This window comes from Glycomyces sp. L485 (assembly GCF_022548875.1).
Lineage (GTDB): Bacteria > Actinomycetota > Actinomycetes > Mycobacteriales > Micromonosporaceae > Glycomyces.
Genome location: NZ_JAKZEW010000005.1, coordinates 105,664 through 129,839 on the forward strand (window position 1 = coordinate 105,664; position 24,176 = coordinate 129,839).

21 protein-coding genes, 2 tRNA genes and 1 pseudogene are annotated in these 24,176 nt (G+C 67.8%); 13 read left to right on the forward strand and 11 right to left on the reverse strand.

Going from position 1 to position 24,176, the window contains the following annotated elements:
* Window positions 1-236 precede the first annotated feature (236 nt).
* The 4 genes from L0U85_RS05140 to L0U85_RS05155 all read right to left on the reverse strand — a co-directional run bounded on the left by L0U85_RS05140 (window position 237) and on the right by L0U85_RS05155 (window position 3,925).
* Window positions 237-701, reverse strand: coding sequence for a DUF4188 domain-containing protein (locus L0U85_RS05140; RefSeq protein ID WP_241376684.1), 465 nt, complete (start codon window positions 699-701; stop codon window positions 237-239).
* A 77-nt stretch (window positions 702-778) separates the two neighbouring features.
* Entirely contained in the window at window positions 779-3,160 is a 2,382-nt protein-coding gene (locus tag L0U85_RS05145; RefSeq protein ID WP_241376685.1) for a phosphoketolase family protein, read from the reverse strand.
* Window positions 3,161-3,341: 181 nt separating this feature from the next.
* Window positions 3,342-3,587, reverse strand: coding sequence for a hypothetical protein (locus L0U85_RS05150; protein WP_241376686.1), 246 nt, complete (start codon window positions 3,585-3,587; stop codon window positions 3,342-3,344).
* Complete coding sequence (locus L0U85_RS05155; RefSeq protein ID WP_241376687.1) at window positions 3,587-3,925, reverse strand: winged helix-turn-helix domain-containing protein; 339 nt, start codon at window positions 3,923-3,925, stop codon at window positions 3,587-3,589. The genes L0U85_RS05150 and L0U85_RS05155 overlap by 1 nt, the downstream gene beginning before the upstream one ends.
* Before the next feature lie 304 nt (window positions 3,926-4,229).
* On the opposite strand from L0U85_RS05155, the gene L0U85_RS05160 reads away from it, so the two are divergent.
* Both L0U85_RS05160 and L0U85_RS05165 read left to right on the forward strand, forming a co-directional pair.
* Window positions 4,230-4,305: transfer RNA gene (locus tag L0U85_RS05160), tRNA-Gly, on the forward strand.
* A 65-nt stretch (window positions 4,306-4,370) separates the two neighbouring features.
* Window positions 4,371-4,471: transfer RNA gene (locus L0U85_RS05165), tRNA-Gly, on the forward strand.
* A gap of 91 nt (window positions 4,472-4,562) precedes the next feature.
* Here L0U85_RS05165 and L0U85_RS05170 read toward each other — a convergent pair.
* Entirely contained in the window at window positions 4,563-5,201 is a 639-nt protein-coding gene (locus tag L0U85_RS05170) for a TetR/AcrR family transcriptional regulator (RefSeq protein WP_241376688.1), read from the reverse strand.
* Window positions 5,202-5,346: 145 nt separating this feature from the next.
* The gene (locus L0U85_RS05175) at window positions 5,347-5,529 is read right to left on the reverse strand and encodes a hypothetical protein (protein ID WP_241376689.1); all 183 of its coding nucleotides are present in this window, start codon (window positions 5,527-5,529) and stop codon (window positions 5,347-5,349) included.
* A 199-nt stretch (window positions 5,530-5,728) separates the two neighbouring features.
* On the opposite strand from L0U85_RS05175, the gene L0U85_RS05180 reads away from it, so the two are divergent.
* The 3 genes from L0U85_RS05180 to L0U85_RS05190 all read left to right on the forward strand — a co-directional run bounded on the left by L0U85_RS05180 (window position 5,729) and on the right by L0U85_RS05190 (window position 10,217).
* Complete coding sequence (locus tag L0U85_RS05180) at window positions 5,729-6,868, forward strand: citrate synthase (RefSeq protein WP_241376690.1); 1,140 nt, start codon at window positions 5,729-5,731, stop codon at window positions 6,866-6,868.
* A 105-nt stretch (window positions 6,869-6,973) separates the two neighbouring features.
* Window positions 6,974-9,022, forward strand: a complete 2,049-nt coding sequence (pta, locus tag L0U85_RS05185; protein WP_241376691.1) for a phosphate acetyltransferase — start codon at window positions 6,974-6,976, stop codon at window positions 9,020-9,022.
* 10 nt (window positions 9,023-9,032) lie between these two features.
* On the forward strand, window positions 9,033-10,217 hold the full coding sequence (locus L0U85_RS05190) for an acetate kinase (RefSeq protein WP_241376692.1): 1,185 nt from the start codon (window positions 9,033-9,035) through the stop codon (window positions 10,215-10,217).
* Between the two features lie 77 nt (window positions 10,218-10,294).
* Here L0U85_RS05190 and L0U85_RS21100 read toward each other — a convergent pair.
* A pseudogene (locus L0U85_RS21100) lies at window positions 10,295-10,720 on the reverse strand (SsgA family sporulation/cell division regulator); the annotation flags it as partial.
* A 426-nt stretch (window positions 10,721-11,146) separates the two neighbouring features.
* Between L0U85_RS21100 and L0U85_RS05200 the strand changes: the two are divergent.
* Complete coding sequence (locus L0U85_RS05200; protein WP_241376693.1) at window positions 11,147-11,815, forward strand: O-methyltransferase; 669 nt, start codon at window positions 11,147-11,149, stop codon at window positions 11,813-11,815.
* A gap of 3 nt (window positions 11,816-11,818) precedes the next feature.
* On the opposite strand, the gene L0U85_RS05205 is transcribed toward L0U85_RS05200, so the two are convergent.
* Window positions 11,819-12,124, reverse strand: a complete 306-nt coding sequence (locus L0U85_RS05205; protein ID WP_241376694.1) for an SDR family NAD(P)-dependent oxidoreductase — start codon at window positions 12,122-12,124, stop codon at window positions 11,819-11,821.
* A 111-nt stretch (window positions 12,125-12,235) separates the two neighbouring features.
* Between L0U85_RS05205 and L0U85_RS05210 the strand changes: the two genes are divergently transcribed.
* The 3 genes from L0U85_RS05210 (at window position 12,236) to L0U85_RS05220 (ending at window position 15,267) form a co-directional block, all read left to right on the forward strand.
* Complete coding sequence (locus L0U85_RS05210; RefSeq protein WP_241376695.1) at window positions 12,236-13,531, forward strand: sensor domain-containing protein; 1,296 nt, start codon at window positions 12,236-12,238, stop codon at window positions 13,529-13,531.
* A 13-nt stretch (window positions 13,532-13,544) separates the two neighbouring features.
* Window positions 13,545-14,189 (forward strand): response regulator transcription factor, encoded by a 645-nt coding sequence (locus L0U85_RS05215; protein ID WP_241376696.1) that lies wholly within the window; start codon window positions 13,545-13,547, stop codon window positions 14,187-14,189.
* A 121-nt stretch (window positions 14,190-14,310) separates the two neighbouring features.
* A complete protein-coding gene (locus tag L0U85_RS05220) occupies window positions 14,311-15,267 on the forward strand; it encodes an acyl-CoA desaturase (protein WP_241376697.1) in 957 nt (318 codons plus the stop codon).
* 59 nt (window positions 15,268-15,326) lie between these two features.
* On the opposite strand, the gene L0U85_RS05225 is transcribed toward L0U85_RS05220, so the two are convergent.
* Window positions 15,327-16,775, reverse strand: coding sequence for a helix-turn-helix transcriptional regulator (locus tag L0U85_RS05225; protein ID WP_277605409.1), 1,449 nt, complete (start codon window positions 16,773-16,775; stop codon window positions 15,327-15,329).
* 213 nt (window positions 16,776-16,988) lie between these two features.
* Between L0U85_RS05225 and aceA the strand changes: the two genes are divergently transcribed.
* Window positions 16,989-18,293, forward strand: a complete 1,305-nt coding sequence (gene aceA / locus L0U85_RS05230) for an isocitrate lyase (protein ID WP_241376699.1) — start codon at window positions 16,989-16,991, stop codon at window positions 18,291-18,293.
* Window positions 18,294-18,322: 29 nt separating this feature from the next.
* Entirely contained in the window at window positions 18,323-19,939 is a 1,617-nt protein-coding gene (aceB, locus tag L0U85_RS05235; protein ID WP_241376700.1) for a malate synthase A, read from the forward strand.
* A gap of 45 nt (window positions 19,940-19,984) precedes the next feature.
* Here aceB and L0U85_RS05240 read toward each other — a convergent pair whose 3' ends face one another.
* Complete coding sequence (locus L0U85_RS05240) at window positions 19,985-20,986, reverse strand: hypothetical protein (RefSeq protein WP_241376701.1); 1,002 nt, start codon at window positions 20,984-20,986, stop codon at window positions 19,985-19,987.
* A gap of 224 nt (window positions 20,987-21,210) precedes the next feature.
* On the opposite strand from L0U85_RS05240, the gene L0U85_RS05245 reads away from it, so the two are divergent.
* Window positions 21,211-21,726 (forward strand): gluconokinase, encoded by a 516-nt coding sequence (locus tag L0U85_RS05245; protein ID WP_241376702.1) that lies wholly within the window; start codon window positions 21,211-21,213, stop codon window positions 21,724-21,726.
* A gap of 67 nt (window positions 21,727-21,793) precedes the next feature.
* On the opposite strand, the gene L0U85_RS05250 is transcribed toward L0U85_RS05245, so the two are convergent.
* Window positions 21,794-23,242, reverse strand: coding sequence for an RICIN domain-containing protein (locus tag L0U85_RS05250; RefSeq protein ID WP_241376714.1), 1,449 nt, complete (start codon window positions 23,240-23,242; stop codon window positions 21,794-21,796).
* A 390-nt stretch (window positions 23,243-23,632) separates the two neighbouring features.
* On the opposite strand from L0U85_RS05250, the gene L0U85_RS05255 reads away from it, so the two are divergent.
* A complete protein-coding gene (locus L0U85_RS05255; protein ID WP_241376703.1) occupies window positions 23,633-24,172 on the forward strand; it encodes a hypothetical protein in 540 nt (179 codons plus the stop codon).
* The last annotated feature ends 4 nt before the right edge of the window (window positions 24,173-24,176 follow it).

A 24,176-nucleotide genomic window follows, 5' to 3' on the forward strand; every position in this document is an offset into this window, starting at 1 on the left:
GCCGCGGAGGTTGGAGCCCCAGACCTGTTCGGGGAGCAGGTCTGGGAGCAACCGCCGATTCGGGGGGATTCGATGACTTCCCAGAATCCGTTCCGGGAACGCCCCTCGCGCCCGTATGCGGCTATTCGGCCTCGATCTCCGCTTTTCGGGCCCGTGGCGCCCGCAGGCGCTTCCAGGCAGAGAATGCCGCGATCGCCATCCGCCCCGAGCTCGGCCGACCTGACAGTCCTCGACGGCTAGAAACCGTGGTCGTCGGGGTCGGTCCGCCCGGCGTCCTTGGTGGCCGTGGCCTTCGCCAGACCGTACAGCGGCATGTTGGAGTAGGAGGTCTCGAATTCGCCCGCGCGGGTCGGATAATGCTCGTGCCACAGCCCCACGTCGCCGTCGCCCTTGACGTTCTGGTTGAACCACTTCCAGAAGCGCCGATGCGAGTGGTCGGTGGAGTGCGCGAAGCGTTCCAGGTGGCCGGCGCTCTTCCAGTACTGGACGCCCATGATGACGCGCCCGCCGATCATGTTGCGCGAGTCCAGGAGCCCGAGTTCGGGATCGTCCTGGAGCTCGCGCAGCATCCGCGGCATCGAGACGAACACGGGCCACCACTTGTGGATCTTCCACAGCCGGTTGATCCGCATCCCGACGGTGAACACGCTGAATTCCTCGTCGTGGTCCGCCACTACACGGCCGGCTCGGATGTTCGCCATGTGAAGTCCTCCAAGGGAAGCGGTGGGGCCCCTCCCCTCAAGGGGGAACGACACGTGCCGACGGCGCCACCCATGCCTCAGTGGCGCCACCGCCACTCGGCCACTTCCGGAATGTCCGTGCCGTGGGCGCGGGTGTACTCGCGGGCGGCGTGGCGGGCGTCGACCATCTGCTGACGCAGCCCGGCCGCGTTGTGTCCCAGTCCCGGCACTCGGTCGATGACGTCGATCACGAGCCGGTACCGGTCGAGGTCGTTGAGCATCACCATGTCGAACGGCGTGGTCGTGGTGCCCTCCTCCTTGTAGCCGCGCACGTGGATGTTGTGGTGGTTGGTGCGCCGGTACGTCAGCCGGTGGATGAGCATCGGGTAGCCGTGGTAGGCGAACAGGACCGGCTTGTCGGTGGTGAAGATCGTGTCGAACTCCTTGTCGTTCAGGCCGTGCGGGTGCTCGGTGTCCGGCTGGAGCCGCATGAGGTCGACGACGTTGACCACCCGGACCCGCAGGTCGGGCAGGTGCGTGCGCAGCAGGTCCGCCGCGGCGAGCACTTCCAGCGTGGGGGTGTCGCCGGCGCAGGCGAGCACGACGTCGGGGGCGAGGCCGTCGTCGGTGGAGGCCCACTCCCAGATGCCCAGGCCCCGTTCGCAGTGTCGGACGGCCTCCTCCATGCTGGTGTACTGGAGCGCGGGCTGCTTGCCGGCCACGACGACGTTGACGTACTGGCGCGAGCGCAAGCAGTGGTCCATCGTAGACAGCAGCGTGTTCGCGTCCGGGGGCAGGTAGACGCGCACGACGTCGGCCTTCTTGTTCATGACGTGGTCGATGAACCCCGGGTCCTGGTGCGAGAATCCATTGTGGTCCTGGCGCCAGACGTGGCTGGACAGGAGGTAGTTCAGCGAGGCGATCGGCTGGCGCCAGGGGATGTCGTTCGTCGACTCCAGCCACTTCGCGTGTTGGTTGAACATGGCGTCGATGATGTGGATGAACGCCTCGTAGGAGGTGAAGAGCCCGTGCCTGCCGGTGAGGAGGTAGCCCTCGAGCCAGCCCTCGCACAAGTGCTCCGAGAGCACCTCCATGACTCGGCCGTGCGGTGCCTGGTTGACGTCGGTGGGGTACAGCTCGGCCTCGTACTGGCGGTCGGTGACCTCGAGGGTCGCACCGAGGCGATTCGACTCGACCTCGTCGGGGCCGAAGAGCCGGAACCGGTCCGGGTTGGCGGAGATGACGTCGCGTAGCCACGCGCCGAGCGCCTTCGTGGCCTCGGCGACGGTCTGACCGTGGTCCTCGACCTCGACGCCGTAGTCGCGGTAGTCGGGGAGCACGAGCTCGCGCAGAATGAGTCCGCCGTTGGCGTGCGGGCTCGCACTCATGCGGGCCGTGCCCTCGGGGTGGAGCCCGCGCAGCTCCGGAATCGGTGCGCCGGTGGCGTCGAACAGCTCCTCGGGGCGATAGGACCGCATCCACTCCTCAAGTGCCGCGAGGTGCTCGGGATTATTGCGGACATTCGCGAGCGGGACCTGGTGGGCCCGCCAGGTGCCCTCGACAGGGACGCCGTCGACCTCGTCGGGGCCCGTCCAGCCCTTCGGGGTGCGCAGGACGATCATGGGCCAGCGCGGCCGCGGCGGAGAAGCCGGGTGGCGCCGGGCCTCGGTCCGTATCTCGGTGATGCGGTCGAAGCACATGTCGAGCGTCGCTGCCAGCTGCTGGTGGACGGACTGCGGGTCGTCGCCTTCGACCGTGAACGGCTCGTAGCCGCAGCCGCGGAAGAACGATGTGCGGTCCTCGTCGGAGATGCGCGCGAACATGGTCGGATTCGCGATCTTGTAGCCGTTGAGGTGCAGGATCGGCAGGACCGTGCCGTCGGAGACCGGGTTGAGGAACACGTTCGACATCCACGAGCCGGCCAGCGGGCCGGTCTCGGCCTCGCCGTCACCGACGACGCACGCGACGGTGAGGTCGGGGTTGTCGAAAGCGGCGCCGTAGGCGTGCGAGAGGGCGTAGCCGAGCTCGCCGCCCTCGTGGATGGAGCCGGGAATCTCGGGGGCGACGTGTGAGGGGATGCCGCCGGGGAAGGAGAACTGGCGGAAGAGCTCCTTCATGCCCTGCTCGGAGTGTCCGACCGATGGGTAGAGCTCAGGGTAGGTGCCTTCGAGCCAGGTGTTGGCGACGATCGCGGGTCCACCGTGGCCGGGGCCGGTCACGTAGATCATGTCGAGGTCGCGGGCCCTTATGCAGCGGTTGAGGTGCGCGTAGATGAGGCTGAGGCCGGGGCTGGTGCCCCAGTGGCCGAGGAGGCGGGGCTTGATGTGCTCGGGTTGGAGAGGTTCGCGCAGGAGCGGATTGTCGAGAAGGTAGATCTGGCCGATGGTGAGGTAGTTGGCGGCGCGCCAGTAGGCGTCGATACGGCGGAGTTCGTCCGCAGACAAGGGACTCGCCTTGCGATTGGTCTCAGAAGTGCTCATGGGTTCGAGACTGCCGCATCCGGGGCGTGATTTGAACAATTCGCAAGAACTATTCGGGCCAGGTTGCGGCACACCGGCCCTGCTTAGCTGGAGCGCCGGGATCCGCCCAGGGACGTTGGGCCCCGCGTAGGTCCCGGATCGGTGGGCCGGAGCGGGCCCCGGCCCGCGTCGCGACCGGCGATCATTCCACCTCTTTCAACATCCGCTCGATCGCGGCCACCCGGCCCTTGATCTCCGAGAGCGACGCCTTGGTCTCCGCTGCGTCCATGCTGGTCTTCTCTGCCAGTTCGCGGTAGTTGGCCTCTCGGGCGGCCGAGGCCTTCGCCTTCGTGGTGGACGCTCCCCAGACGATCCCGGCGATGATGACGGCCGTGATGAGTAGCAGTACGCCGAATACGAACAGCATTCCGGCATTGGCGGTGTCCATCAGTTGGTTTCCTCTCCCTTGTCGGCCGGCTCGGGGAGAGTCGGCACGATCGCTTTGATGGCCTGAGGAGTGACGCGGAGCGTGAAGTGCGTCGCCGAGAAGTACTTGACGGCCTTGCCGTCCTCGGACAGCTCCAGCTCGCCGGTGACGAGCCCGGCGGCCTCCAGCTTCTGCAGGTGCATGTGGAGCAGCGGGCGGCTCATGCCGAGCTGCCGGGCCAGCAGGCTCACGTACTGCCTGCCGTCCGCGAGTGCGCCGAGGATGCGCAGGCGGTGCGGGTTGGACAGGGCCGCGAAGGCCGCGACCAGCTCCGCCCCTGTCAGTTCCTCCGAGTCCATGTCAACCATCCCTGCTATATGTAAGAAAAGTCTGACACATGTCAGTGTGATGACGCAAGCCTTGGAAATCGGATTGCCGGTGAACCGCGCCACGACCAGAATCGATGCATGCTCACCGAGCACCTGCCGATCTACAAACTCCGGTCCGGACCGAACAACTTGAGCTGCGCCTGCCCGACCACGAGGAGTTCGGCGCGCTCGCCGACCTCGCCGCCGAGGGACAGAGGAGACGCCCTAGGCCCCGTGTGCAAAGCCTGAATCATGCGCTACAGTATTCATCGTTCGCGGGGTAAACCCGTGAAATGCGGACGTAGCGCAGTTGGTAGCGCGACACCTTGCCAAGGTGTAGGTCGCCGGTTCGATCCCGGTCGTCCGCTCCAGGGGCCCGGCGGCAGCGCCGGGCTTTTTCGTTGTTCGGGTGGTTCGCGGGGTGAACCCGTGAAATGCGGACGTAGCGCAGTTGGCGGTGTTGTTGGCAGCACTTCGTGCTGGTGCGACACCTTGCCAAGGTGTAGGTCGCCGGTTCGATCCCGGTCGTCCGCTCCAGGGGCCCGGCGGCAGCGCCGGGCTTTTTCGTTGTTCGGGTGGTTCGCGGGGTGAACCCGTGAAATGCGGGTGCCTCTCTCCGTCGGTTCCCCTATCCTTCAAGGTGCTTCCAGCGGGCGCCCATCTCCTCCTCGGTCGGGGCCGATCCGGGCAGCGGCTCGGCCCCCGGCGCTCGCAGCGCCTCCAGATGCAGCTCCAGGCACCGTAGGCGCAGTTCGCGGGTCCGCTCGGCCCCGCCCAGGTTGATCGAGGCGACCGACTCGGTCACCAACGCCAAGTCCCCGTTCTCGATCTCGGCGCGCAGCAGTCCGGCGTCCTTGAGACGGTCGATCAGCGCCCGGTTGAATGCGTCGGCGGCCACCGCCGCCTCGAACAGGTCGGGCGACGGTGTGAACGTCCCGGCGAGTCTCGTCGTGATCGACGGCGTATCGGCCTCCACGACCTTCCGCAGGAACGTGCAGAAGGCATCCCAAGGGTCGCCCTCGGTCTCGACCGCCTCGCGTACCAGCTCCGTGTAGCGGGACAGTCCGTCGCTGCACAGCTTCCGCAGCAGGTCCTCCTTGCTCGGATAGCGCCGGTACAGTGCGCTGATGCCGACGCCGGCCAGCTTGGCGACGTCCGCGATCGGCGCCTCCGGGTCGGTGATGAAGACCTCGCGGGCGGCTTCGAGGATGAGCTTGTCGTTGCGGGCGGCCTGGGCCTTGCGCCCGCCCATCGGCTTGTCGGCCATGAGGACATCATACTGGAACAGAATGTTTTGTTCTGATCGCCGAAGCGGTCGCCACCATAACAGACCAGAACAATCCGTTCCGTTAAAATTCTCGAGAACGCCCGTGAACAGGGGATCGAGCGGCGCGAAAGGCCGCCCGACGGCATCAGCTCTGCTGGCCGGCCCCCATGTAGCCGAAGATGATGATCATCGCGACCGCGACGAGCACCAGCCACAGCGTGGCCTTGCGGAACTTGTGGCGCGCTCCGGGGGAGAACCACATTACCGCTGCGATGATGAGCAGAATCCCTACCGCCACACCGGGAGCGGCGCTCAAATCTTCGTTCATCCGGAGACCAATCAGATCAGGGGGCTACCGTCTGTTGCTATGGTGCCAGAGAGGCCGGTTTCGCATGAGAGGTGACACAGGTCCCCACCGCTGTGACACCGCCCGGCCCATTGGCACTACTCTTCGGCTCCATCCACCGTTCCGAAAACGGACAAAGTTAATTTATGGCTCGCAAGCCTCGCCATGGTCGGGAGACGCTATGACCGAATTCATCGAAGTTCCCCGAGGCCTTGACCGCGTCATCGTCGCCGACACCGAGATCGGCGACGTCCGGGGCGAAGAGGGCTTCTACCATTACCGCCAGTATGACGCCGTCGAGCTCGCCGAGCGCTGCTCCTTCGAGCAGGTCTGGCACCTCATGATCCACGGCGAGCTCCCAGACGAGGCGCAGCTCGCCGAGTTCAAGGACTCCGCGGCCCCTTACCGGCGCCTCAGTCCCGAGCTCCTCGACCTGCTTCCTCACCTCAAGGGCACTTCGCCGCTCGACGGGCTCCGCACCGCACTCTCCGCCGCCTGTGCCGCCCGGCCCATGAGGCCGCTGATCGACATCGACGACGACGCGCGCCGCGACGACGCGCTCTTCGCCTGCGCAGTCACGCCCGCGATCCTCACTGCATTGTGGAGACTCAGCCGGGACGAGGAACCGCTCCAGCCGCGCGAGGACCTCGGCTACGCCGCCAACTACCTGTACATGATGACCGGCGAGGCGCCGACCGAGGCCAACGCCCGCGCCATCGAGCACTACCTGATCCTCACCATCGACCACGGCTTCAACGCCTCCACATTCACCAGCCGCGTCATCACCTCCACCGGAGCCGATCTCGGTGCGGCGCTTGTCGGTGCGGTCGGCGCGCTCTCCGGCCCGCTCCACGGGGGCGCTCCCTCCCGGGCTCTGGACGCGCTCGACGCCATCGGATCAGCCGAGAACATCGACCCGTGGATGCGCGGCGAGCTAGAGGCCGGTCGCCGGATCATGGGCTTCGGCCACGCCGTCTACAAGACCGACGATCCGCGCTCGCTGCACCTGCGGGACGTCGCCACCGAGCTCGACGGCGATCTGGTCGAATTCGCCAAGGCCGTTGAGCGGCGCGTGGTCGAGATCCTCGCCGAGGTCAAGCCCGGCCGCAGCCTCTATGCCAACGTGGAGTTCTACGCGGGCGTCGTCATGGAGCTCGCGGGAGTTCCGCGCCAGATGTTCACGCCGACGTTCACGACCAGCCGTGTCGTCGGCTGGAGCGCGAACATCCTTGAGCAGTCCCACGATTCGAAGATCATCCGCCCGCGCGCCCGCTACGTCGGCCCTCCGCCGCCGCAGCCGGTTCCGGTCGCCCACCGGTAGATCCCGGCAACGGCAGCCGATCTGCCGCCCCTGCACCCAAGGTCACAGGTGAGCCGCCGCGCAGATCGGCTGCGCGGCGCTCCTGTGATGGATAGCGTTGGAACCGTGGCTCAAAGTCTGTACCTCGCCAGCCTGGACACCAAGAGCGGCAAGTCCGGCGTCGCCTTCGGCGTCATGGACCTGCTCACCAAGCGCGCCGGCTCCGTGGCTGTGTTCCGTCCGATCGTCCGCGACGAGCATACGAACGCCGGCGACCCTGTCATCACCCTCCTGCGAGATCACTACCGACTACCCGATCCCTATGAGGACAGCGTCGGCGTCACCTACACCGACGTCCGCGACGACGCCGACGAGGCGCTCACTCGGATAGTCGAGCGCTACCACGCCCTCGCCGACGACCACGAGGTCGTCCTCGTCGTCGGCAGCGACTACTCCGATGTGGCGGCCTCCGTCGAGTTCAACTTCAACACCCGCGTAGCGGTGAACCTCGCCGCGCCGATGCTGCTGATCATCACCGGATTGGGGCAGACCCCCGCCGACATCGACGCGGCCCTGCGATTCGGCGTAGGCCAGGCCGAGGCCGCACACGCCACCGTTCTCGGCACCATCGTCAACCGCGTCGACCCCACCGAGGTCGACGCGGTCCGCGCCGCCCACCCCGGCACCGGTGTCATCGCCGAGAACCCGGCTCTGGGCGCCCCCACCGTCGCCGAGCTCATCGAGGCAGCCGACGCCACCCTCATCTCCGGCGACCCCGAGGTCCTCACCCGAATCGTCGGCGACGTGGTCGTCGCCGCCATGACCCTTCCGAACCTCCTGCTGCGCCTCGCCGACGACAAGGCCGTCATCCTCCCCGGCGACCGTTCCGAAGTGCTCCTCGGGCTTCTCGCCGCCCATCAGGCCGAAGGCACCCCGAGCCTGTCGGCGGTGTTCCTCACCGGCGGCATCCGGCCAGCCCCGCAGATCCTCGACATCGTCGCCGGTCTCGACTCCCGGCTGCCGATCGCGCTCGTCCAGCACGACACGTTCGACATGGCCAACCTCGTCGGCGACGTCACCGGCTCGCTCGCCTCCGGCGGAGCGCGCAAGGCCGCGCTCGTCTTGGAGGGCTTCTCGGCGGGCGTCGACGGCGACGACCTCCTCGACCGGCTGCGGCTGTCCAAGCCGACCGTGGTCACCCCGATCATGTTCGAGCACTCCATGCTCGGACGCGCCAAGAGCCTCGACAAGCACATCGTGCTGCCCGAAGGAGCCGAGCCGCGCATCCTCAAGGCCGCCGAGATCCTCATACGCCGCGACGTCGCCCGCCTGACGCTCCTGGGCGAGGAGTCCGAGATCCGTTCGCACGCAGCGCAACTCGGCGTCGACATCACCGGGGCCGCGATCCTCAACCCCGGCGACCACGAGATCCGCGAGCGCTTCGCCAAGGAGTACGCGAGCCTGCGCGCCCACAAGGGCGTCACCGTCGAGGCCGCCTACGACACCGTCGCCGACGTCTCCTACTTCGGCACCATGATGGTTCACACGGGCATGGCCGACGGCATGGTCTCCGGCGCCGTCCACACCACCTCCCACACCATCCGGCCCTCCTTCGAGATCATCAAGACCAAGCCCGGGGTCGCCGTCGTCTCCTCGGTGTTCTTCATGTGCCTGGCCGACCGCGTCCTGGTCTACGGCGACTGCGCGGTCAACCCCAACCCCGATGCGGGGCAGCTCGCCGACATCGCGCTATCCTCTGCTGACACCGCCACCGAGTTCGGTGTGGAACCGCGCGTGGCGATGCTGTCCTATTCCACCGGCACCTCGGGCCACGGCGTAGCGGTCGAGAAGGTACGAGAGGCCACTGAGATCGTCCGCACCCGCCGGCCAGGCCTGCCGGTCGAGGGCCCGATCCAGTACGACGCCGCCGCCGACGCCGGCGTCGCAGGCACCAAGATGCCGGACTCGCAGGTGGCGGGGAAGGCGACGGTCTTCATCGTCCCCGACCTCAACACGGGCAACAACCTGTACAAGGCCGTGCAGCGCTCCGCCGGCGCCATCGCCGTCGGCCCGGTCCTCCAGGGGCTCCGCAAGCCCGTCAACGACCTATCGCGCGGTGCGACCGTGCCCGACATCGTCAACACCGTCGCACTGACCGCGATCCAAGCAGAGTAGAGGAACCGCAATGAGCGCACCGGTCCTGGTGATCAACTCCGGTTCGTCGTCGATCAAGTACCAGTTGGTCGACGGCGACACCCAGGAGGCGTCGATATCCGGGCTCATCGAGCGAATCGGACAGTCTGAATCGGTCATCACGCATAAGACCGCCGACGGGAAGCAGACTTGGAACGGGCAGCTGCCCGACCACGCCGCTGGACTCGAAGCAATGGTCACCGCTTTCGACGAGTTCGGCACGCCGCTCTCGCACGCAGGACTCATCGCCGTCGCCCACCGCGTCGTCCACGGCGGCGACCGCTTCGTGCAGCCGGTCGTCGTCGACGACGAGGTCGAGACCGCGATCGACGAGCTCGCCGCGCTCGCGCCGCTGCACAACCCCGCCAACCTCGCGGGCATACGGGTGGCGCGCAAGCTCTTCCCGAAGCTGCCGCAGGTCGCCGTGTTCGACACCGCTTTCCACGCCACCATGCCCGAGCGCGCCCATGTCTACGCCGTCCCCGCCGAATGGCGCGAGCAGCACGGCGTGCGGCGGTACGGCTTCCACGGGACCTCGCACGCCTACGTCTCGCGCAAGGCCGCCGAACTGCTCGGCAGGCACCCCAAGGAGGTCAACGTCATCGTCGCCCACCTGGGCAACGGCGCGTCGGTCACCGCGGTCGAGCGGGGCCGCTCGATCGACACCTCCATGGGCCTGACGCCCCTCGAAGGCCTGGTGATGGGTACACGCTCGGGCGACATCGACCCGGCGATCGTCTTCCACATGCACCGGCGCACCGGCGCCTCCTTCGAGGATCTCGACGACGCGCTCAACAAGCGATCGGGGATGCTCGCGTTGGCCGGCATGATCGACATGCGCAGCATCGAGGAGGCCGCCTCGGACGGCGAGCAGGCCGCCGAGGACGCGCTGGAAATCTACTGCTACCGGATCAGGAAGTACATCGGCGCCTACATCGCCGCCCTCGGCGGCGCCGACGCCATCGCGTTCACCGCCGGGGTGGGGGAGAACAGCCCGGAGGTGCGGGCCAAGTCGTTGGAGTCGCTGGTGGCGCTCGGGGTGCGGCTCGACGAGGCCGCCAACCAGGCCGGCGGGCCGGTCATCTCGACCTCCGACTCGCCCATCACCGCGATGGTGGTCTCGACGAACGAGGAGGGCGAGATCGCCCTCCAGACCGCAGCGCTGCTGCGGTCCTGAGACAGACATGCAGAGGGGCGGCCGGCGATGCCGGCCGCCCCTCTGCGCGTCAACGCCGCACGCCCGGTTAACACGCCCCCTGCCAGCAGCTTCGTCAACGTCGAGTCCAAATCCACGTGCCCCGACTCCCGGCCTCGCGGGACCAGGCTGTACGCCCTCCTGAGGAACCGCTGCACCACGCCGCGGTTGATCTCGAACAGGGCGTTCCCGTCCGGGGAGGACAGCGCCAGCGCGATCGACTCGCCCCTCGGTGTCGTCCACGGCCACACCCGCACGTCACCGATGCCCGTGGGCTCCTCCAGCCCCTTCGCGAGCAGCTCCCTCGAGAAGGACCACGCCACCTGGTCGGCATCGGAGCCGTCGGGGTGGAACATGACGCAGACGGCGTACGGGTCGTCCGGGTCGTAGCGCAGGCTCGCGCGCACGCTCACGGTCGCGAAATCGGGCGCGACGAGTCGCATGGTGGTGCCGATGTCGACGGTTGCCGATCGTGCCATGCTCATAGCGATACCCCCCAGTGTGCGGCCGACTCCCCCCGAAGTCGACCGGCTTTCGTGCTCGCCCGGCGCCGGTGCCGATCCGGATTCGCGGCGGCGAACATGTCGTGATTCAGGTCTATCATTCAAGCTGTTGCGCCGTACGACGATCCGCAAGACCGATCGCGGCGCGTTCTGGTGATACAGGGGCAAAAGCTGACAAATGTCCACCGCCTATTCCGCGTCAATGTCGTAATTACAATAACGGCTTTCATGCTTTGGGAGTACCATTTCCCGCTTCGGTGAAACCCGGTTCTCCATTCGCCGAGTGGCGCTCTGTTGTGGTCACGCGCGCCTCTCGCGTCCGGTGGTGCGATTGATCGACGCGGCCCGCTTGAGGTGCAGATGATAGGTTTTCGCAATAGTTGTCGAACTCCGCGGAAGGGGCACCCCATGGGTCAAGCGCAGTGGAACGAAGTCGACGAATTCCTCGACACGCTCCTGATCGGAGAAGACGACGTCCTCTCGGGGGCGGTGGACTCCAGCGAGCGCGCCGGGCTCCCACCGATCCAGGTCTCGGCCGCCCAGGGCAAGCTGCTGTACCTGCTCGCCAAGATCCACGGCGCGAAGCGCGTCCTTGAGATCGGCACGCTCGGCGGCTACAGCGCCATCTGGATGGCCCGGGCGCTGCCCGAGGACGGGCACCTCATCAGCCTTGAGTCGAGCCCCAGACACGCGGAGGTCGCCAGCGGGAACGTCGCCAAGGCCGGCCTGGTCGGCACCGTCGAGATCAGGGTCGGCCTAGCCGCCGAGAGCCTCCCGAGGCTGGCCGCCGAGAACCCCGAGCCGTTCGACATGGTCTTCATCGACGCGGACAAGGCCGGTTACCCCGGCTACCTGGACTGGGCGCTGAAGCTCACCCGCCCGGGCAGCGTCATCGTGGCCGACAACGTCGTGCGCGGCGGCGCGGTGGCCGACGCGCTCAGCCGCGACTCGAACGTCCAGGGCGTGCGCGCCTACCTGGAGGCGGTCGCCGCGAACCCGAGCCTCGAAGGCACCGTCATGCAGACGGTCGGCTCCAAGGGCTACGACGGGATCTCCATCGCCCGCGTCGTCGACTAGCGGCTACCGCCGATACGCGCCGGCGAAGCGGTGCAGCACCGCGCCGACCAGCCGCGCCATGAGCTTGCGCGGGCGCCGGGGGACCAGGTGCGCCTCCAGCCGGTTGCGCTGGTCGGGCGCCACGTAGCCCTTGTCCTCGTCGAGCGCCACGTAGCCCTTGTCCTCGTCGAGCGCCGCCAGCGCCTCCAGCTTCTCCGTCGACCGCGCCACGAGCGCCACCCGGTGCCCGCGCCCCGCCAGCCGCCTGGCGAACTCCTCGACGATCCCCGACGAGGCCCCCGTCACCAACGACCACGATCGGTCGTCCATCCGCGGCCCCCTTCGGACCGGACGCGCGTCGAGGCCCACACTATCGGTGTGGGCCCGGTAGAAATCGGGCCCGGATCACCAGCGGTAACACGCAGGTACGATTGGAGCACCATGTCGATGCTGAACAACTCGATCACACGGCGGCTCGCGCTGCCCGCCTGGTCCGTGTTCCGATTCAGCCTGACGCTCGCCGCGGCCGTACTACTGGCCATCTCGCTCCTCACCGGAGCCCTCGTCGTCTTCTGGATCGGCATCCCGATCACCGTCACGGTGATCCTCGCCGTCCGAGCATGGGCCAACTCCGAGCGGCGCGTCATCGGCGAACAGCTCGGCATCGCCGTCCCCGTCCCCTACCGACCGCGCGTCAAAGCCCGACTCGACCAGCAGGCGCTGGCGCTCATCCGCGAACCCGCGACCTGGCGCGACGTCGCCTGGCTCGCGATCGACGCCACCCTCGGCTTCCTCGTCCACCTGCTCTACCTCGGTGTCTTCGGCATCGCCGTCTACTACCTGGTGCAGCCGCTGCTGCTGGTGACCGTCCTCCCCGACCCGACGCAGCCGATCGTCAACAACTTCGGCCTCTACGACTTCGACACGCCCGCCAAGACGCTCATCCTCGTGCCGGTGGCGCTCGCCTGCGGCGCGGCCTGGTGGCGCTGGGGCGAGCTGTTCCTGCGCTGGTACGCCCACCTCGGCGCGAAACTCCTCGGGCCGACCGCGAACGCCCTGCTGACTGCCCGGGTCAGCGAGCTGCGCGAATCGCGCGACCAGACCGTCGACTACGCCGCCGCCGAACTGCGGCGCATCGAACGCGACCTCCACGACGGCGCGCAGGCCCGCATCGCCGCCGTAGGCCTCACCCTCGGCATGGCCGAGGAGATGCTCCACAACGCCAATCCCGACGAGGCCGCGAAACTCGTCGGCGAGGCCCGGGAGGCGTGCTCCGAAGCGCTCAACGAGGTCCGCCAGCTCGTCCGCGGCATCCACCCTCCCGTCCTCGCCGACCGCGGATTCGCCGGCGCACTGCAGGCGATGTCGCTCGACCACCCGCTGCCGGTCGCCATCGTCGACCGGTTCCACGACCAACTCCCCGCGCCCGTGGAGGCGGCCGCCTACTTCGCGACCAACGAGGTCCTCACCAACATCACCAAGCATGCCGAGGCCTCCAAGGTCCGAATCCTGGCCGAGCACGTCGACGGCGAAATCGTCATCGAGATCTACGACGACGGCAGGGGCGGCGCCACGATCGCGCCCGGCGGCGGCCTCGACGGCGTGCGCCGTCGACTCGCCGCCTTCGACGGCACGTTCTCGGTGGTCAGTCCCGTAGGCGGGCCGACGGTCGCGACATTGAGGATCCCTTCGGCGGCGAGCGTGCGAGCCGCCGGACAGCCCAGCACCACCAGCTGAAAAAAGGAACACCATGGACGTCGTCCTCGCCGAAGACCACTCACTGCTGCGTGACGGCCTCACCAGGATGCTGGAGGCACACGACTGCACCGTCGTCGAAGCCGTCGACAACGGCCCCGCGCTCACCGCCGCCCTGCTCGAACATCGCCCCGATGTCGCCGTCGTCGACATCCGGCTCCCTCCGACGTTCACCGACGAGGGCCTGCGGGCCGCCATCGAGGCGCGCCGCACCATCCCGGCCCTGCCGATCCTCGTGCTCTCGCAGTACGTCGAGCAGCTGTACGCGCGCGAACTCCTCGGCGACCGCCGCGGCGGGGTCGGCTACTTGCTCAAGGACCGCGTCTCCAACGTCGGCGAGTTCATCGAGGCGCTGCGGCGCGTCGCCGCCGGCGGCACCGCCATGGACCCCGAGGTCGTCGCCCGACTGCTCGGCAAGCAGCAGAACCGCCTCGACGCCCTGACCACCCGCGAACAGGAGGTCCTGGGGCTCATGGCAGAGGGCCGCACCAACGCCGCGATCGCCTCCCAGCTGTTCATCAGCGAGAAAGCCGTCGGCAAGCACTCCGCCAACGTCTTCCGCAAGCTCGGGCTCCACCAGTCCGAAGACGACAACCGGCGCGTCATGGCCGTCCTCGCCTACCTCGAAGGCAGCCTCTAGGGGACCTTTACCCCCCTGTGGCGAGGGGGCCTGGCGGCCGGAAACGCGGTGGTCCGGCCCATTGCGCACTCGTCCCGGCCAGACCACGATTGAGAGGTCAAACCAGTCGAGAGGACGTTGCATGGCCGTACTGACCGACATCGGGCCCACTCCGGCACCCGCCAAGGGGCCCAGACCCGTCATGGGGGAGCGGCGCGACGTCGGGCGCCAGTCGCTCATATACCTCTTCCTGATCGTGCCCATGGCCGCGCTGGCGCTCGCCGTCCCGTTCGCGTGGTCGACCGGGCTGCTCAGCTGGACCGACATCATCCTCGCGTTCGTCTTCTTCGAACTCACCGGTCACGGTGTCACCATCGGCTTCCACCGGCTGTTCACCCACGGGTCGTTCAAGCCGAACCGGCCGCTGAAGATCGCGCTGGCGATCCTCGGCAGCATGTCGGTTCAGGGTCCGATCATCAATTGGGTGGCCGACCACCGCCGTCACCACGCGTTCTCCGACAAGGAGGGCGACCCGCACTCGCCGTGGCTGTTCGGCACCTCCGCCTGGGCGCTCACCAGAGGCTTCTGGCACGCGCACATGGGCTGGATGTTCCAGCGGCACAACACGACCAACCAAGAGCGCTACGCCCCGGACCTGATCGGGGACAAGGACATCGTCGCGGTCGACAAGCTCTTCTGGCTGTGGACCGTCCTCAGCTTCTTCACGCCGGCCGCCCTCGGCTTCGCCTTCACCGGCACCTGGACGGGCGCTCTGACCGCGTTCTTCTGGGCCAGCCTGGTCCGCGTCTCGCTGCTGCACCACGCCACCTGGTCGACCAACTCGATCTGCCACATGATCGGCGAGCGGCCCTTCAAGAGCCGCGACAAGGCCGCGAACTTCTGGCCGCTCGCGCTGCTGTCGTTCGGCGAGTCCTGGCACAACTCCCACCACGCCGACCCGTCCTGCGCCCGCCACGGCGTCAAGCGAGGGCAGATCGACACCTCCGCGAGGTTCATCTGGATGTTCGAGAAGGTCGGCTGGGCCAAGGACGTCAAGTGGCCCAGGGCGGAACGGTTCGCCAAGCTCGCCAACGACTGACGCTGCGCGGCACGAGGCGACGACCTGCACCCGAGCTGTTCACCGCTGACTTCCGCGGCTCATTTCGATGAGTGCTTCTCCACGAATCGGTAGACCTCGGTCTCGTCGACCCCCGGGAAGGACCCCAGCGGAATCGCGGCCAGTTGCGACGAGGCCGCCCGCGCCGTCGGCCAGACCTGCCCGGCCCAGGTCTCGGCCAGCTCACGCGGCGGATTGCGGCAGCAGTCCGGGTCCGGGCACTGCGACACCGACCGCGCCTGCGTCTCCTTGCCGCGGAACCACTTCGCCGACTCGTACGGAACCCCGATGCTCATCGAGAACTCCCCGTCCGGTCCGCGCTCGGTCCGCGCGGTGCACCAGTAGGTGCCCGTCGCCGTATCGGTGTACTGGTTGAACGAGTTGAACTTGTCGGGCACGTCGAACACCTGGCGGCTCGTCCAGAACCGGCACACCGTCTGGCCCTCGATCGCCCCCGTCGGGTCGGCGGGGAAGGCCACGTCGTCGTTCTCGTAGGCCTTGAAGATGATCCCCGACTTGTGGACCTTCTGGAAGTGCGTGCGGATGCCGAGGTGGTGCGTCGCCAGGTTCGTGAAACGGTGGGCGGCGGCCTCATAGGACACCGCGAAGTTGTCGCGCAGGTCCTCCACCGCGATCTCCTTCTCCGTCATGGCCGCCCGCAGGAACTTCACTGCGCTCGACTCGGGGATCAGCAGCGCCGCCGCGAGGTAGTTCGTGGACACCCGCTGTCCCAGGAACTCCAGGTACGTCCGCGGCACCTGCTGCTCCAGGACGTGACTCGCGATCGCCTGAAGCAGGACGGTCCGCGGGTCGTGGGACGAGTCCTTGTTCGGCGTGAGGTAGATCCGACGGTTCCGCAGGTCGGTCACCGAGCGCGTCGAGTGCGGGAGGTCGTCGACGTGGTGGAGGGTGAACCTGAGGTGGGAGGCCAGGTCTGAGATCTGGTGCTGCGAGAGCGGACCGCTCGCGTAGCCCACGTGCTTGAGCAGCCGGCGGGCCTCGGCCTCGATGTCACCGAAGTAGTTGTCCTTCTCCCGCATCCGCCGCCGCAGCTCGGTGTTCGCCCGCCTGGCCTCCTCGGGGGTGGCCGCGTGCAGGTTGACCTGCCGTTCGACTTCGCGGTGCAGACCTACGAGCGCCTCGAGCACTTCGGTGGGGATGCGTGAGGACGGCTTGACGCCCGGCAGCCCCAGCGACTGGTACTGCTTGCTGCGCTGCGCGCGTTCGAGCTCGATCTCCAGGGCCACGCGCCGGTTGGGCGGGTCGGCCCCGAGCAGCTCATCCGAGCTGACCCCGAGCGCGCGGGCCAGCGCCCGCAGCATCGACAGCTTCGGCTCCTTCTTGCCGTTCTCGATGAGCGACAGCTGCGACGGCGCCGTGCCGACGGCCTCGCCGAGCGCGTCGAGGCTCATCTCCCGCTGCTTGCGCAGGTGCCGGATCTGTTTGCCGAGACTGATGAGGTCGATGGCGGTGTCGTCGTCGGCGGACAGTTCTGCCGCCTCGGCTGCGCCCCACGGGCGGTGCTCCGGCGCATGGGAGCGCTCGCTCTGAAAATTCTTTGCCACTTCTTCATTATTAGCGAAGAACTGCCAATCTTTCCAGTCCGAACCGCTTACGGATGCGCTCCAGACGGGAAAAAATTCTGTTACCTGCAAGTAATGGCCGTTCTTGAAGACGGTCAACGGCGACCACGGGAGAACACGATGTCCGACACAGACCGCGACAAGAACCTCGCCGCCGAGCGAATCGCCCTCGAATGGGCCGCCGACGAGCGCTGGGAGCACGTCGCCCGCGACTACCGTCCCGCCGACGTCGTCAAGCTGCGCGGCCGCGTCACCGAGGAACACACCCTCGCCCGCCGCGGCGCCGAGAAGCTCTGGAAGCAGCTGAAGGAGGACGCCGCCACCGGCGGCTACACCAACGCGCTCGGCGCGCTCACCGGCAACCAGGCCGTCGAACAGGTCAAGGCCGGCCTGCGCGCGATCTACCTGTCCGGCTGGCAGGTCGCCGCCGACGCCAACCTCGCCGCCCAGACCTACCCCGACCAGTCGCTGTACCCCGCGAACTCCGTTCCCCAGGTCGTGCGGCGCATCAACAACGCGCTCATGCGCGCCGACCAGATCGAGTTCGCCGAGGGCGTCGAGACCGTCGACGACTGGCTCGTCCCGATCGTCGCCGATGCCGAAGCCGGATTCGGCGGCCCGCTCAACGCCTACGAGCTCATGAAGGGCATGATCGCCGCCGGCGCCTCCGCCGTCCACTGGGAAGACCAGCTCGCCTCAGAGAAGAAGTGCGGCCACCTCGGCGGCAAGGTCCTCGTCCCGACCTCGCAGCATCTGCGCACCCTCAACGCCGCCCGCCTCGCCGCCGACGTCGAAGGGGCCCCGACGCTCATCATCGCCCGCACCGACGCCGAGGCCGCCACCCTCCTGACCTCCGACATCGACGAGCGCGACGCAGCCTTCCTCACCGGCGAGCGCACCGCCGAGGGCTACTACCGGGTTCGAAGCGGCATCGAGCCGTGCATCGCCCGCGCCAAGGCCTACGCGCCGTACTCCGATCTGCTGTGGATGGAGACCGGCACGCCGGACCTGGAGACCGCCCGCGCCTTCGCCGAAGCGGTCAAGGCCGAGCACCCCGACCAGATGCTCGCCTACAACTGCTCGCCGTCCTTCAACTGGAAACGGCACCTGGACGACGACACGATCGCCAAGTTCCAGCGCGAGCTCGGATCGATGGGCTTCACCTTCCAGTTCATCACCCTCGCCGGCTTCCACGCTCTCAACTACTCGATGTTCGACCTCGCCCACGGCTACGCCCGTGAAGGCATGAGCGCCTACGTCGACCTCCAGGAGCGCGAGTTCGCCGCCGAGGAGCGGGGCTACACCGCCACCAGGCACCAGCGCGAAGTCGGCACGGGGTACTTCGACCAGGTCACCAGCGCGCTCAACCCGAGCGGCTCCACCCTGGCGCTGGCGGGCTCCACCGAATCAGGCCAGTTCCACTGAACACCGCTCACGACACAAGGAGAAGAACCATGGGAATCCTCACCGAGACCCGTACCGCCGAGGCGGTGACCGTCACCGGTCCGGCCATCGAACGTCAAGACGAGATCCTCACTCCCGAGGCGCTCGACTTCCTCGCCGAGCTGCACCACGCCTTCGTCGGCCGCCGCCAGGAACTGCTCCAGCGCCGCCAACAACTCCGCACGCAGATCGCCAACGGACTCGACCCGCGCTTCCTGCCCGAAACCACCGACATCCGCGACGACATCTCCTGGAGCGTCGCCACGCTCGCGCCCGGACTGGAGGACCGAAGGGTCGAGATCACCGGTCCCTGCGAGCGCAAGATGACCATCAACGCGCTCAACTCCGGCGCCAAATGCTGGCTGGCCGACATGGAGGACTCCTCCACACCCAGCTGGTCCAACGTGGTCAACTCGCAGATCAACCTCATCGACGCGATCGAACACCGCATCGACTTCACCACCGAGAAGGGCAAGAGCTACCGGCTCAACGGCGCCGCCCTCACGGACCTGCCGACCATCATCGTCAGGCCCCGCGGCTGGCACCTGGCCGAACGCCACCTGCGCGTCGACGGCGTGCCGATGAGCGGCAGCCTCGTCGACTTCGGGCTGTACTTCTTCCACAACGCCGAACGGCTCCTCGAACTGGGCCGCGGACCCTACTTCTACCTGCCCAAGCTCGAATCCCACCTCGAAGCGCGGCTGTGGAACGACGTGTTCGTCCTCGCCCAGGAAATGCTCGGCATCCCGCGCGGCACCATCCGCGCCACCGTCCTCATCGAGACGATCACCGCCGCCTTCGAGATGGAGGAGATCCTCTACGAGCTGCGTGAGCACTCCTCCGGCCTCAACGCCGGACGCTGGGACTACATCTTCTCGGTCATCAAGAACTTCCGCGAACGGGGCGGCCGCTTCGTCCTGCCCGACCGCGAACTGGTGTCGATGACCCAGCCGTTCATGCGCGCCTACACCGAACTGCTCGTGCGCACCTGCCACCGGCGCAGCGCCTCCGCGATCGGCGGCATGGCCGCGTTCATCCCGAACCGGCGCGACCCCGAAGCCAACGCGACGGCCATGGCGAAGGTCAGGGCCGACAAGGCCCGCGAGGCCGACGACGGCTTCGACGGCTCCTGGGTCGCCCACCCCGACCTGGTGCCGGTCGCCATGGAAGTCTTCGACGAGGCACTCGGCGGCATCCCGAACCAGATAGACCGGCTCCGCGAGGACGTCGTCCCCGACGAGCGCGCCCTGCTCGACGTCGCCGCCACCGAAGGCGACATCACCGAGCGCGGCATCCGGGCCAACATCGACGTCGGAATCCGCTACGTCGAGTCCTGGCTGCGCGGCAACGGGGCCGCGGCCATCAACAACCTCATGGAGGACGCCGCGACCGCCGAGATCTCCCGCTCCCAGATCTGGCAGTGGATCCACTGCGAGGCTGTCACCGACACCAAGCGCGTCATCACGCGCGAGTGGGTCGCCGAGCTCGTGCGCGAGGAGTTCGCCGCGATGGAGCGGTTCGAGGGCGACCGGTTCGACGACGCGCTGGCGATCTTCGCCGAGTGCGCGCTCGGCGAGGATTACCCGACGTTCCTGACCCTGCCGGCCTACGCGCGCTTCCTCTGCTGAACTCGCTGCTCGACGACTGAGCCGGGCGGGGCCTCCCCGCCCGGCTCAGTCGTGGCTCGGCTCGGTTCCCTCCGCGCGGAGGACGGCGTCGTGCAGACGTCGCATCGAGCGAATCGCCGAGCGGGTCTCCTGGAGGTATCCGCTGGCGGTGTACTCCTTTCGGAAGTGGGTCTCGGGGAGCGAGGCGGTGTCCACGCCCACGGTGTCGACCGCGCACTCGTACGGCAGTCCCATGTGGGACACCGCCTCGCAGTGCTGGAAGGGCACGAACAGCGAGGAGGTGACGACCAGGACGCTGTCGCCGGGCGCGAGTTCGGCGACGCGGTCGGCCCAGAAGCGGCAGGTGTCCACGGTGTCCGCGCGGCGCGTGCCGGGCTCTGAGGAGGGCGCGGCGACGGCCTGGACGGTGGCCGTATCGGCGGTGTATGTGGCGACCTTCCAGGCCCGGCCGGGATCGGCGTCGGGGTCACCTTCCCGCTGGATCTCGGGTTCGCCGTCGATTTCGAAGGCGCGCTTGAGGCCGACCTCCATGGCGTCGACCTCGTAGCTTCCGGTGAAGCCGCTGATCTCCGCGAAGTCGGTGTCGGCCTCGCCGAACGGACGGAACCCGCCGATGCCGGTGACGCGGTCGGCGGCGGTGCCGTTCGCGAGCAGTTCGGCGGCGAACCTGGTGCGGAACAGGCACGAGGAGACGAGGCCGCCGAGGACGAGGACGTGCGTGTAGCGCTCGCGTCTCGGTGCGGTGAGGCCGCCGAGCCCCAAGGCGGTCGCGGCCTCGATGACGCGGCGCTCCCTGCGAGGGTCGAGGCGCTCGGGGTCGGTCTCGAACCGTTCGCGCCCGGCGCGGAAGTCCCAATGCTCGGCGGTGAACGACTCGAGGTAGTCGAGGTTCGCGGCGGTGCCGCCGGGGAGGGCGCCTCGGAACTCGCCGAGGAGGTCGCGAATGGGCTTGGAGTCGATCCACTCGTCGACGGCGGCGATGACCGACGTCGGGCTGGTGTCGGGGCCGTCGTAGCGGGGCAGCGGCACCGGTGCGTAGTTCGGCATGGCGGTCCGATCCGGTCGGGTGTGGCGGGCCGGGTCTCGGCCCCGGGTTGCATTGCGGGACATGGTATCCCGTTCGTGCTGCCCGAAGGGTCCGAAGTGTGCCCCGCCGGTCTCCTCGTATCAGGCCGGGAGCAAAGGAACGTTCGCATCGCGTGCTCGGCGCAGACTGGTCAACGGTGCTATCTTTTCGCTTCAAAGGTATTGCCTTTCAGCGAGGAGGGTCCATGACCACGACCTGCCTGGTGGTGATGGGCGTATCCGGTGCAGGCAAGAGCACCGTCGCCCAGCGGCTCGCCGACCGCCTCGGCTGGCCGATGGCCGAAGGGGACGAGTTCCACCCCGAGGCGAACATCGCCAAGATGAAGGCGGGGACCCCGCTCGCCGACACCGACCGGGAACCGTGGCTGCGGACCCTTCGCGACTGGATCTCCCAGCGCGACTCAGACGGCGAGAACTCGGTCGTCACCTGCTCCGCCCTCAAACGGTCCTACCGGGACGTCCTCCGCGGCGCCACCGCCCGGGTCCGCTTCGTCCACCTCAGCGGAAGCCGCGACCAGATCGGCTCGCGCATGTCCGAGCGCACGGGCCACTTCATGCCCCCGGGCCTGCTCGACTCGCAGTTCGACGACCTCGAACCCCTCGCCCCCGACGAATCGGGAGTGACCGTCGACATCGCCGGCTCTCCCGGGGACACCACCGAATCGGCCCTCATCGGCCTCGGCATTGACGTGCCCGCCTAGCGACACGCACCGCGGGACGCCCGATCCGATCGGGCGTCCCGCGGTGTCCGAAAATGACGAGTGCCGCTTAGAAGGCGCTCTGGATGGCGTTGTACTGGTCGGCGGTCAGGGGCAGGACCATGCCGTGCCGCGGCCTGCCGGGCAGGCTGTAGTTCGACGACGGCGTCCACTGCCCGCTGGAGAGGTCAGTGGTCTCGAACGGAATGTAGCCGCGCCCGCCGTACTCGTCGATGAACATGTACCACTTCTCCTCGGTGTTCGACTTGTACACCAGCGGACCCTCGCCGTGGGAGATCTCGTCCGAGCCGATGCACTCGGACTGGAAGGCCCAGTCGGTGTTCAACAGCGTCGAGGAGGTCTCTGCGAGGATGAACTTGCCGCACGAAGTGCCGCTGCGCTCGTCCTTGGTGAAGCGGTAGTAGGTCCCGTCGTGCTCGGCGATCGTCGAGTCGATGGTGGAGTACCCCTTGTCGACCCACACCTGGGCTTCGCTGAAGTTCACGAAGTCGGTGGTCGTCGCGTACATCATCCTGTGGTACGTGTTGTCGGAGTGGTCCGAGGTCGAGTACAGCTTCGAGGCCCAGTACACGACGAACGCGTTCTGCGTCGGGTCCCAGTAGGCCTCCGGCGCCCAGGTGTTGCCCGCCTCGTCCGGCGAGACCCGCACCAGTCGGGCCGAGCTCCAGTTGATCAGGTCGTCCGACTCCCACACCACCAGCGACAGGCTGCCGTGCCGCTGCGCGCGGTCCCAGCTGCCGTTGCTGTAGATGTCCAGGTCGGTGGCGATCATGTAGTACCGGCCGGTATCGGGGTGCTGCGTTATGAACGGGTCGCGCGCGCCCTGCTCGCCCACGTCGGAGACGGCAACCGGCTGGCCTCCGTTGAGCGAGTCGTAGGCCAGCGGGTCGTTGCCGCGGCTGAGCGCGTAGTAGACCTGTTCGCCGTTCGCGCTGCCCTCGCCGAGCATGTAGGCGAACAGGTAACCGTAGGGATCGCTGCCGTTGGGGCCGTCGACCGGGATCAGGCTCCACTGCTGGTTGGGGTCACCGGTGGGCGTGTACTGGGAGACGCGGTCGCCCGGAGTGGTCGAGTTGTTCCACACGTCCAGGGCCTTCTCCGAGTAGCGGTTGATGAAGGTGTAGTAACCCTCGGAGTTCTCGTTGAGCTGCCACTGCTGGACCTCGTTGGTGTTGCTGGTCCACTGGACGATGTCGGCGCCGTTGTCGGAGTTCCAGTTGTACACGTCGAGCGAGTGGCCGGAGTGCCGGGCTTCGATACGGTAGTAGCCGTTCCCGGCGTCGACGAACCGGAACTGCTGGTTCTCGCCGTCGTTGCCGGTGTACTGGATCAGACCGGCACCGGGCTCGTTCGAGCCGCTGGCGATGTCGAGAACCAGCCCGGAGTGGCGGGATTCGATGTTGTACCAGGTGTTCGTGTCGAAGGCGGCGTTGGCCGGCGGAGCGATGAGGAAGGCGGCCGCCATGGCCACCGCCGCGATCGCCGCCAGGCGGGACATCAACGGACGGAATCTATCTCGCATGTTCGGCTTCCAAGTTCTCGTGAGGGACTGGTGCGCGCCGCGCCGGGCATGGGGCGGCGTCGGCGTTCACGCACGGCGCGGGCCCGCGTGTGAACACCCCTCGATAGATCTACATACATCGAGGTATCAATGGTCAGTGTAATGGTTAGCGATCACAATTCCCAGGGGTGTGCCCCGGAATCAATGTCGTGATCAGGCGCTTTTGTGGGCCAATGTGTCAAAGACTTGATCTATATATTGGTATATGTTAATATGGGAGCGCTCCAATAAGTATCCGACGACGGACGACCCGCGGCCTACTGCACCCGGAAGGCGCCGCCGGTCGCTGGTCCCCGCCGTCGTCACGCGCCCCCGAGGGGAAATCTCATGGCAACCAGTGCATCAACCACCGCTCAGACCACCGCCCCAGCCGAACCGGACCCGCCCGCACGCCCGCCGCGCTCGGTCGCGGCGGTGCGCATCGTCCTCGGCTGGGTCTTCCTCTGGGCGTTCCTCGACAAGACCTTCGGCCTCGGCTACGGCACCCCGGCCGACCAGGCGTGGATCGACGGCGCCAGTCCCACAGCAGGGTTCCTCGCCAGCCGCGACGGCACCTTCGGCGAACTGTTCCGCGCCATGGCAGGACATGCCTGGTCGGAATGGCTCTTCATGGGCGGCATGGCGGGCCTCGGCATCGCCCTCACCCTCGGCATCGGACTGCGCCTCGCGGCGATAGGCGGCACCGTCCTCATGGCGACGATGTGGATGTCGATGCTGCCACTCGTCTCCAACCCCATTGTCGACATTCATGTCTTCTACGCGCTCGCGATGATCGCGCTGGCGGCCCTCAACGCGGGCGACCGTTGGGGCCTCGGCCCTCGGTGGCAGAGCCTCGGCATGGTCCGGCGGCTCCCGATCCTGCGATGAGGCG

Coding starts and splice junctions, on each gene's coding strand:
- L0U85_RS05140 (WP_241376684.1), bottom strand. CDS start 701: ATGGCGAACATCCGAGCCGGCCGTGTAGTGGCGGACCACGACGAGGAA.
- L0U85_RS05145 (WP_241376685.1), bottom strand. CDS start 3,160: ATGAGCACTTCTGAGACCAATCGCAAGGCGAGTCCCTTGTCTGCGGAC.
- L0U85_RS05150 (WP_241376686.1), bottom strand. CDS start 3,587: ATGGACACCGCCAATGCCGGAATGCTGTTCGTATTCGGCGTACTGCTA.
- L0U85_RS05155 (WP_241376687.1), bottom strand. CDS start 3,925: ATGGACTCGGAGGAACTGACAGGGGCGGAGCTGGTCGCGGCCTTCGCG.
- L0U85_RS05170 (WP_241376688.1), bottom strand. CDS start 5,201: ATGGCCGACAAGCCGATGGGCGGGCGCAAGGCCCAGGCCGCCCGCAAC.
- L0U85_RS05175 (WP_241376689.1), bottom strand. CDS start 5,529: ATGAACGAAGATTTGAGCGCCGCTCCCGGTGTGGCGGTAGGGATTCTG.
- L0U85_RS05180 (WP_241376690.1), top strand. CDS start 5,729: ATGACCGAATTCATCGAAGTTCCCCGAGGCCTTGACCGCGTCATCGTC.
- L0U85_RS05190 (WP_241376692.1), top strand. CDS start 9,033: ATGAGCGCACCGGTCCTGGTGATCAACTCCGGTTCGTCGTCGATCAAG.
- L0U85_RS05200 (WP_241376693.1), top strand. CDS start 11,147: ATGGGTCAAGCGCAGTGGAACGAAGTCGACGAATTCCTCGACACGCTC.
- L0U85_RS05205 (WP_241376694.1), bottom strand. CDS start 12,124: ATGGACGACCGATCGTGGTCGTTGGTGACGGGGGCCTCGTCGGGGATC.
- L0U85_RS05210 (WP_241376695.1), top strand. CDS start 12,236: ATGTCGATGCTGAACAACTCGATCACACGGCGGCTCGCGCTGCCCGCC.
- L0U85_RS05215 (WP_241376696.1), top strand. CDS start 13,545: ATGGACGTCGTCCTCGCCGAAGACCACTCACTGCTGCGTGACGGCCTC.
- L0U85_RS05220 (WP_241376697.1), top strand. CDS start 14,311: ATGGCCGTACTGACCGACATCGGGCCCACTCCGGCACCCGCCAAGGGG.
- aceA (WP_241376699.1), top strand. CDS start 16,989: ATGTCCGACACAGACCGCGACAAGAACCTCGCCGCCGAGCGAATCGCC.
- aceB (WP_241376700.1), top strand. CDS start 18,323: ATGGGAATCCTCACCGAGACCCGTACCGCCGAGGCGGTGACCGTCACC.
- L0U85_RS05240 (WP_241376701.1), bottom strand. CDS start 20,986: ATGCCGAACTACGCACCGGTGCCGCTGCCCCGCTACGACGGCCCCGAC.
- L0U85_RS05245 (WP_241376702.1), top strand. CDS start 21,211: ATGACCACGACCTGCCTGGTGGTGATGGGCGTATCCGGTGCAGGCAAG.
- L0U85_RS05250 (WP_241376714.1), bottom strand. CDS start 23,242: ATGTCCCGCCTGGCGGCGATCGCGGCGGTGGCCATGGCGGCCGCCTTC.
- L0U85_RS05255 (WP_241376703.1), top strand. CDS start 23,633: ATGGCAACCAGTGCATCAACCACCGCTCAGACCACCGCCCCAGCCGAA.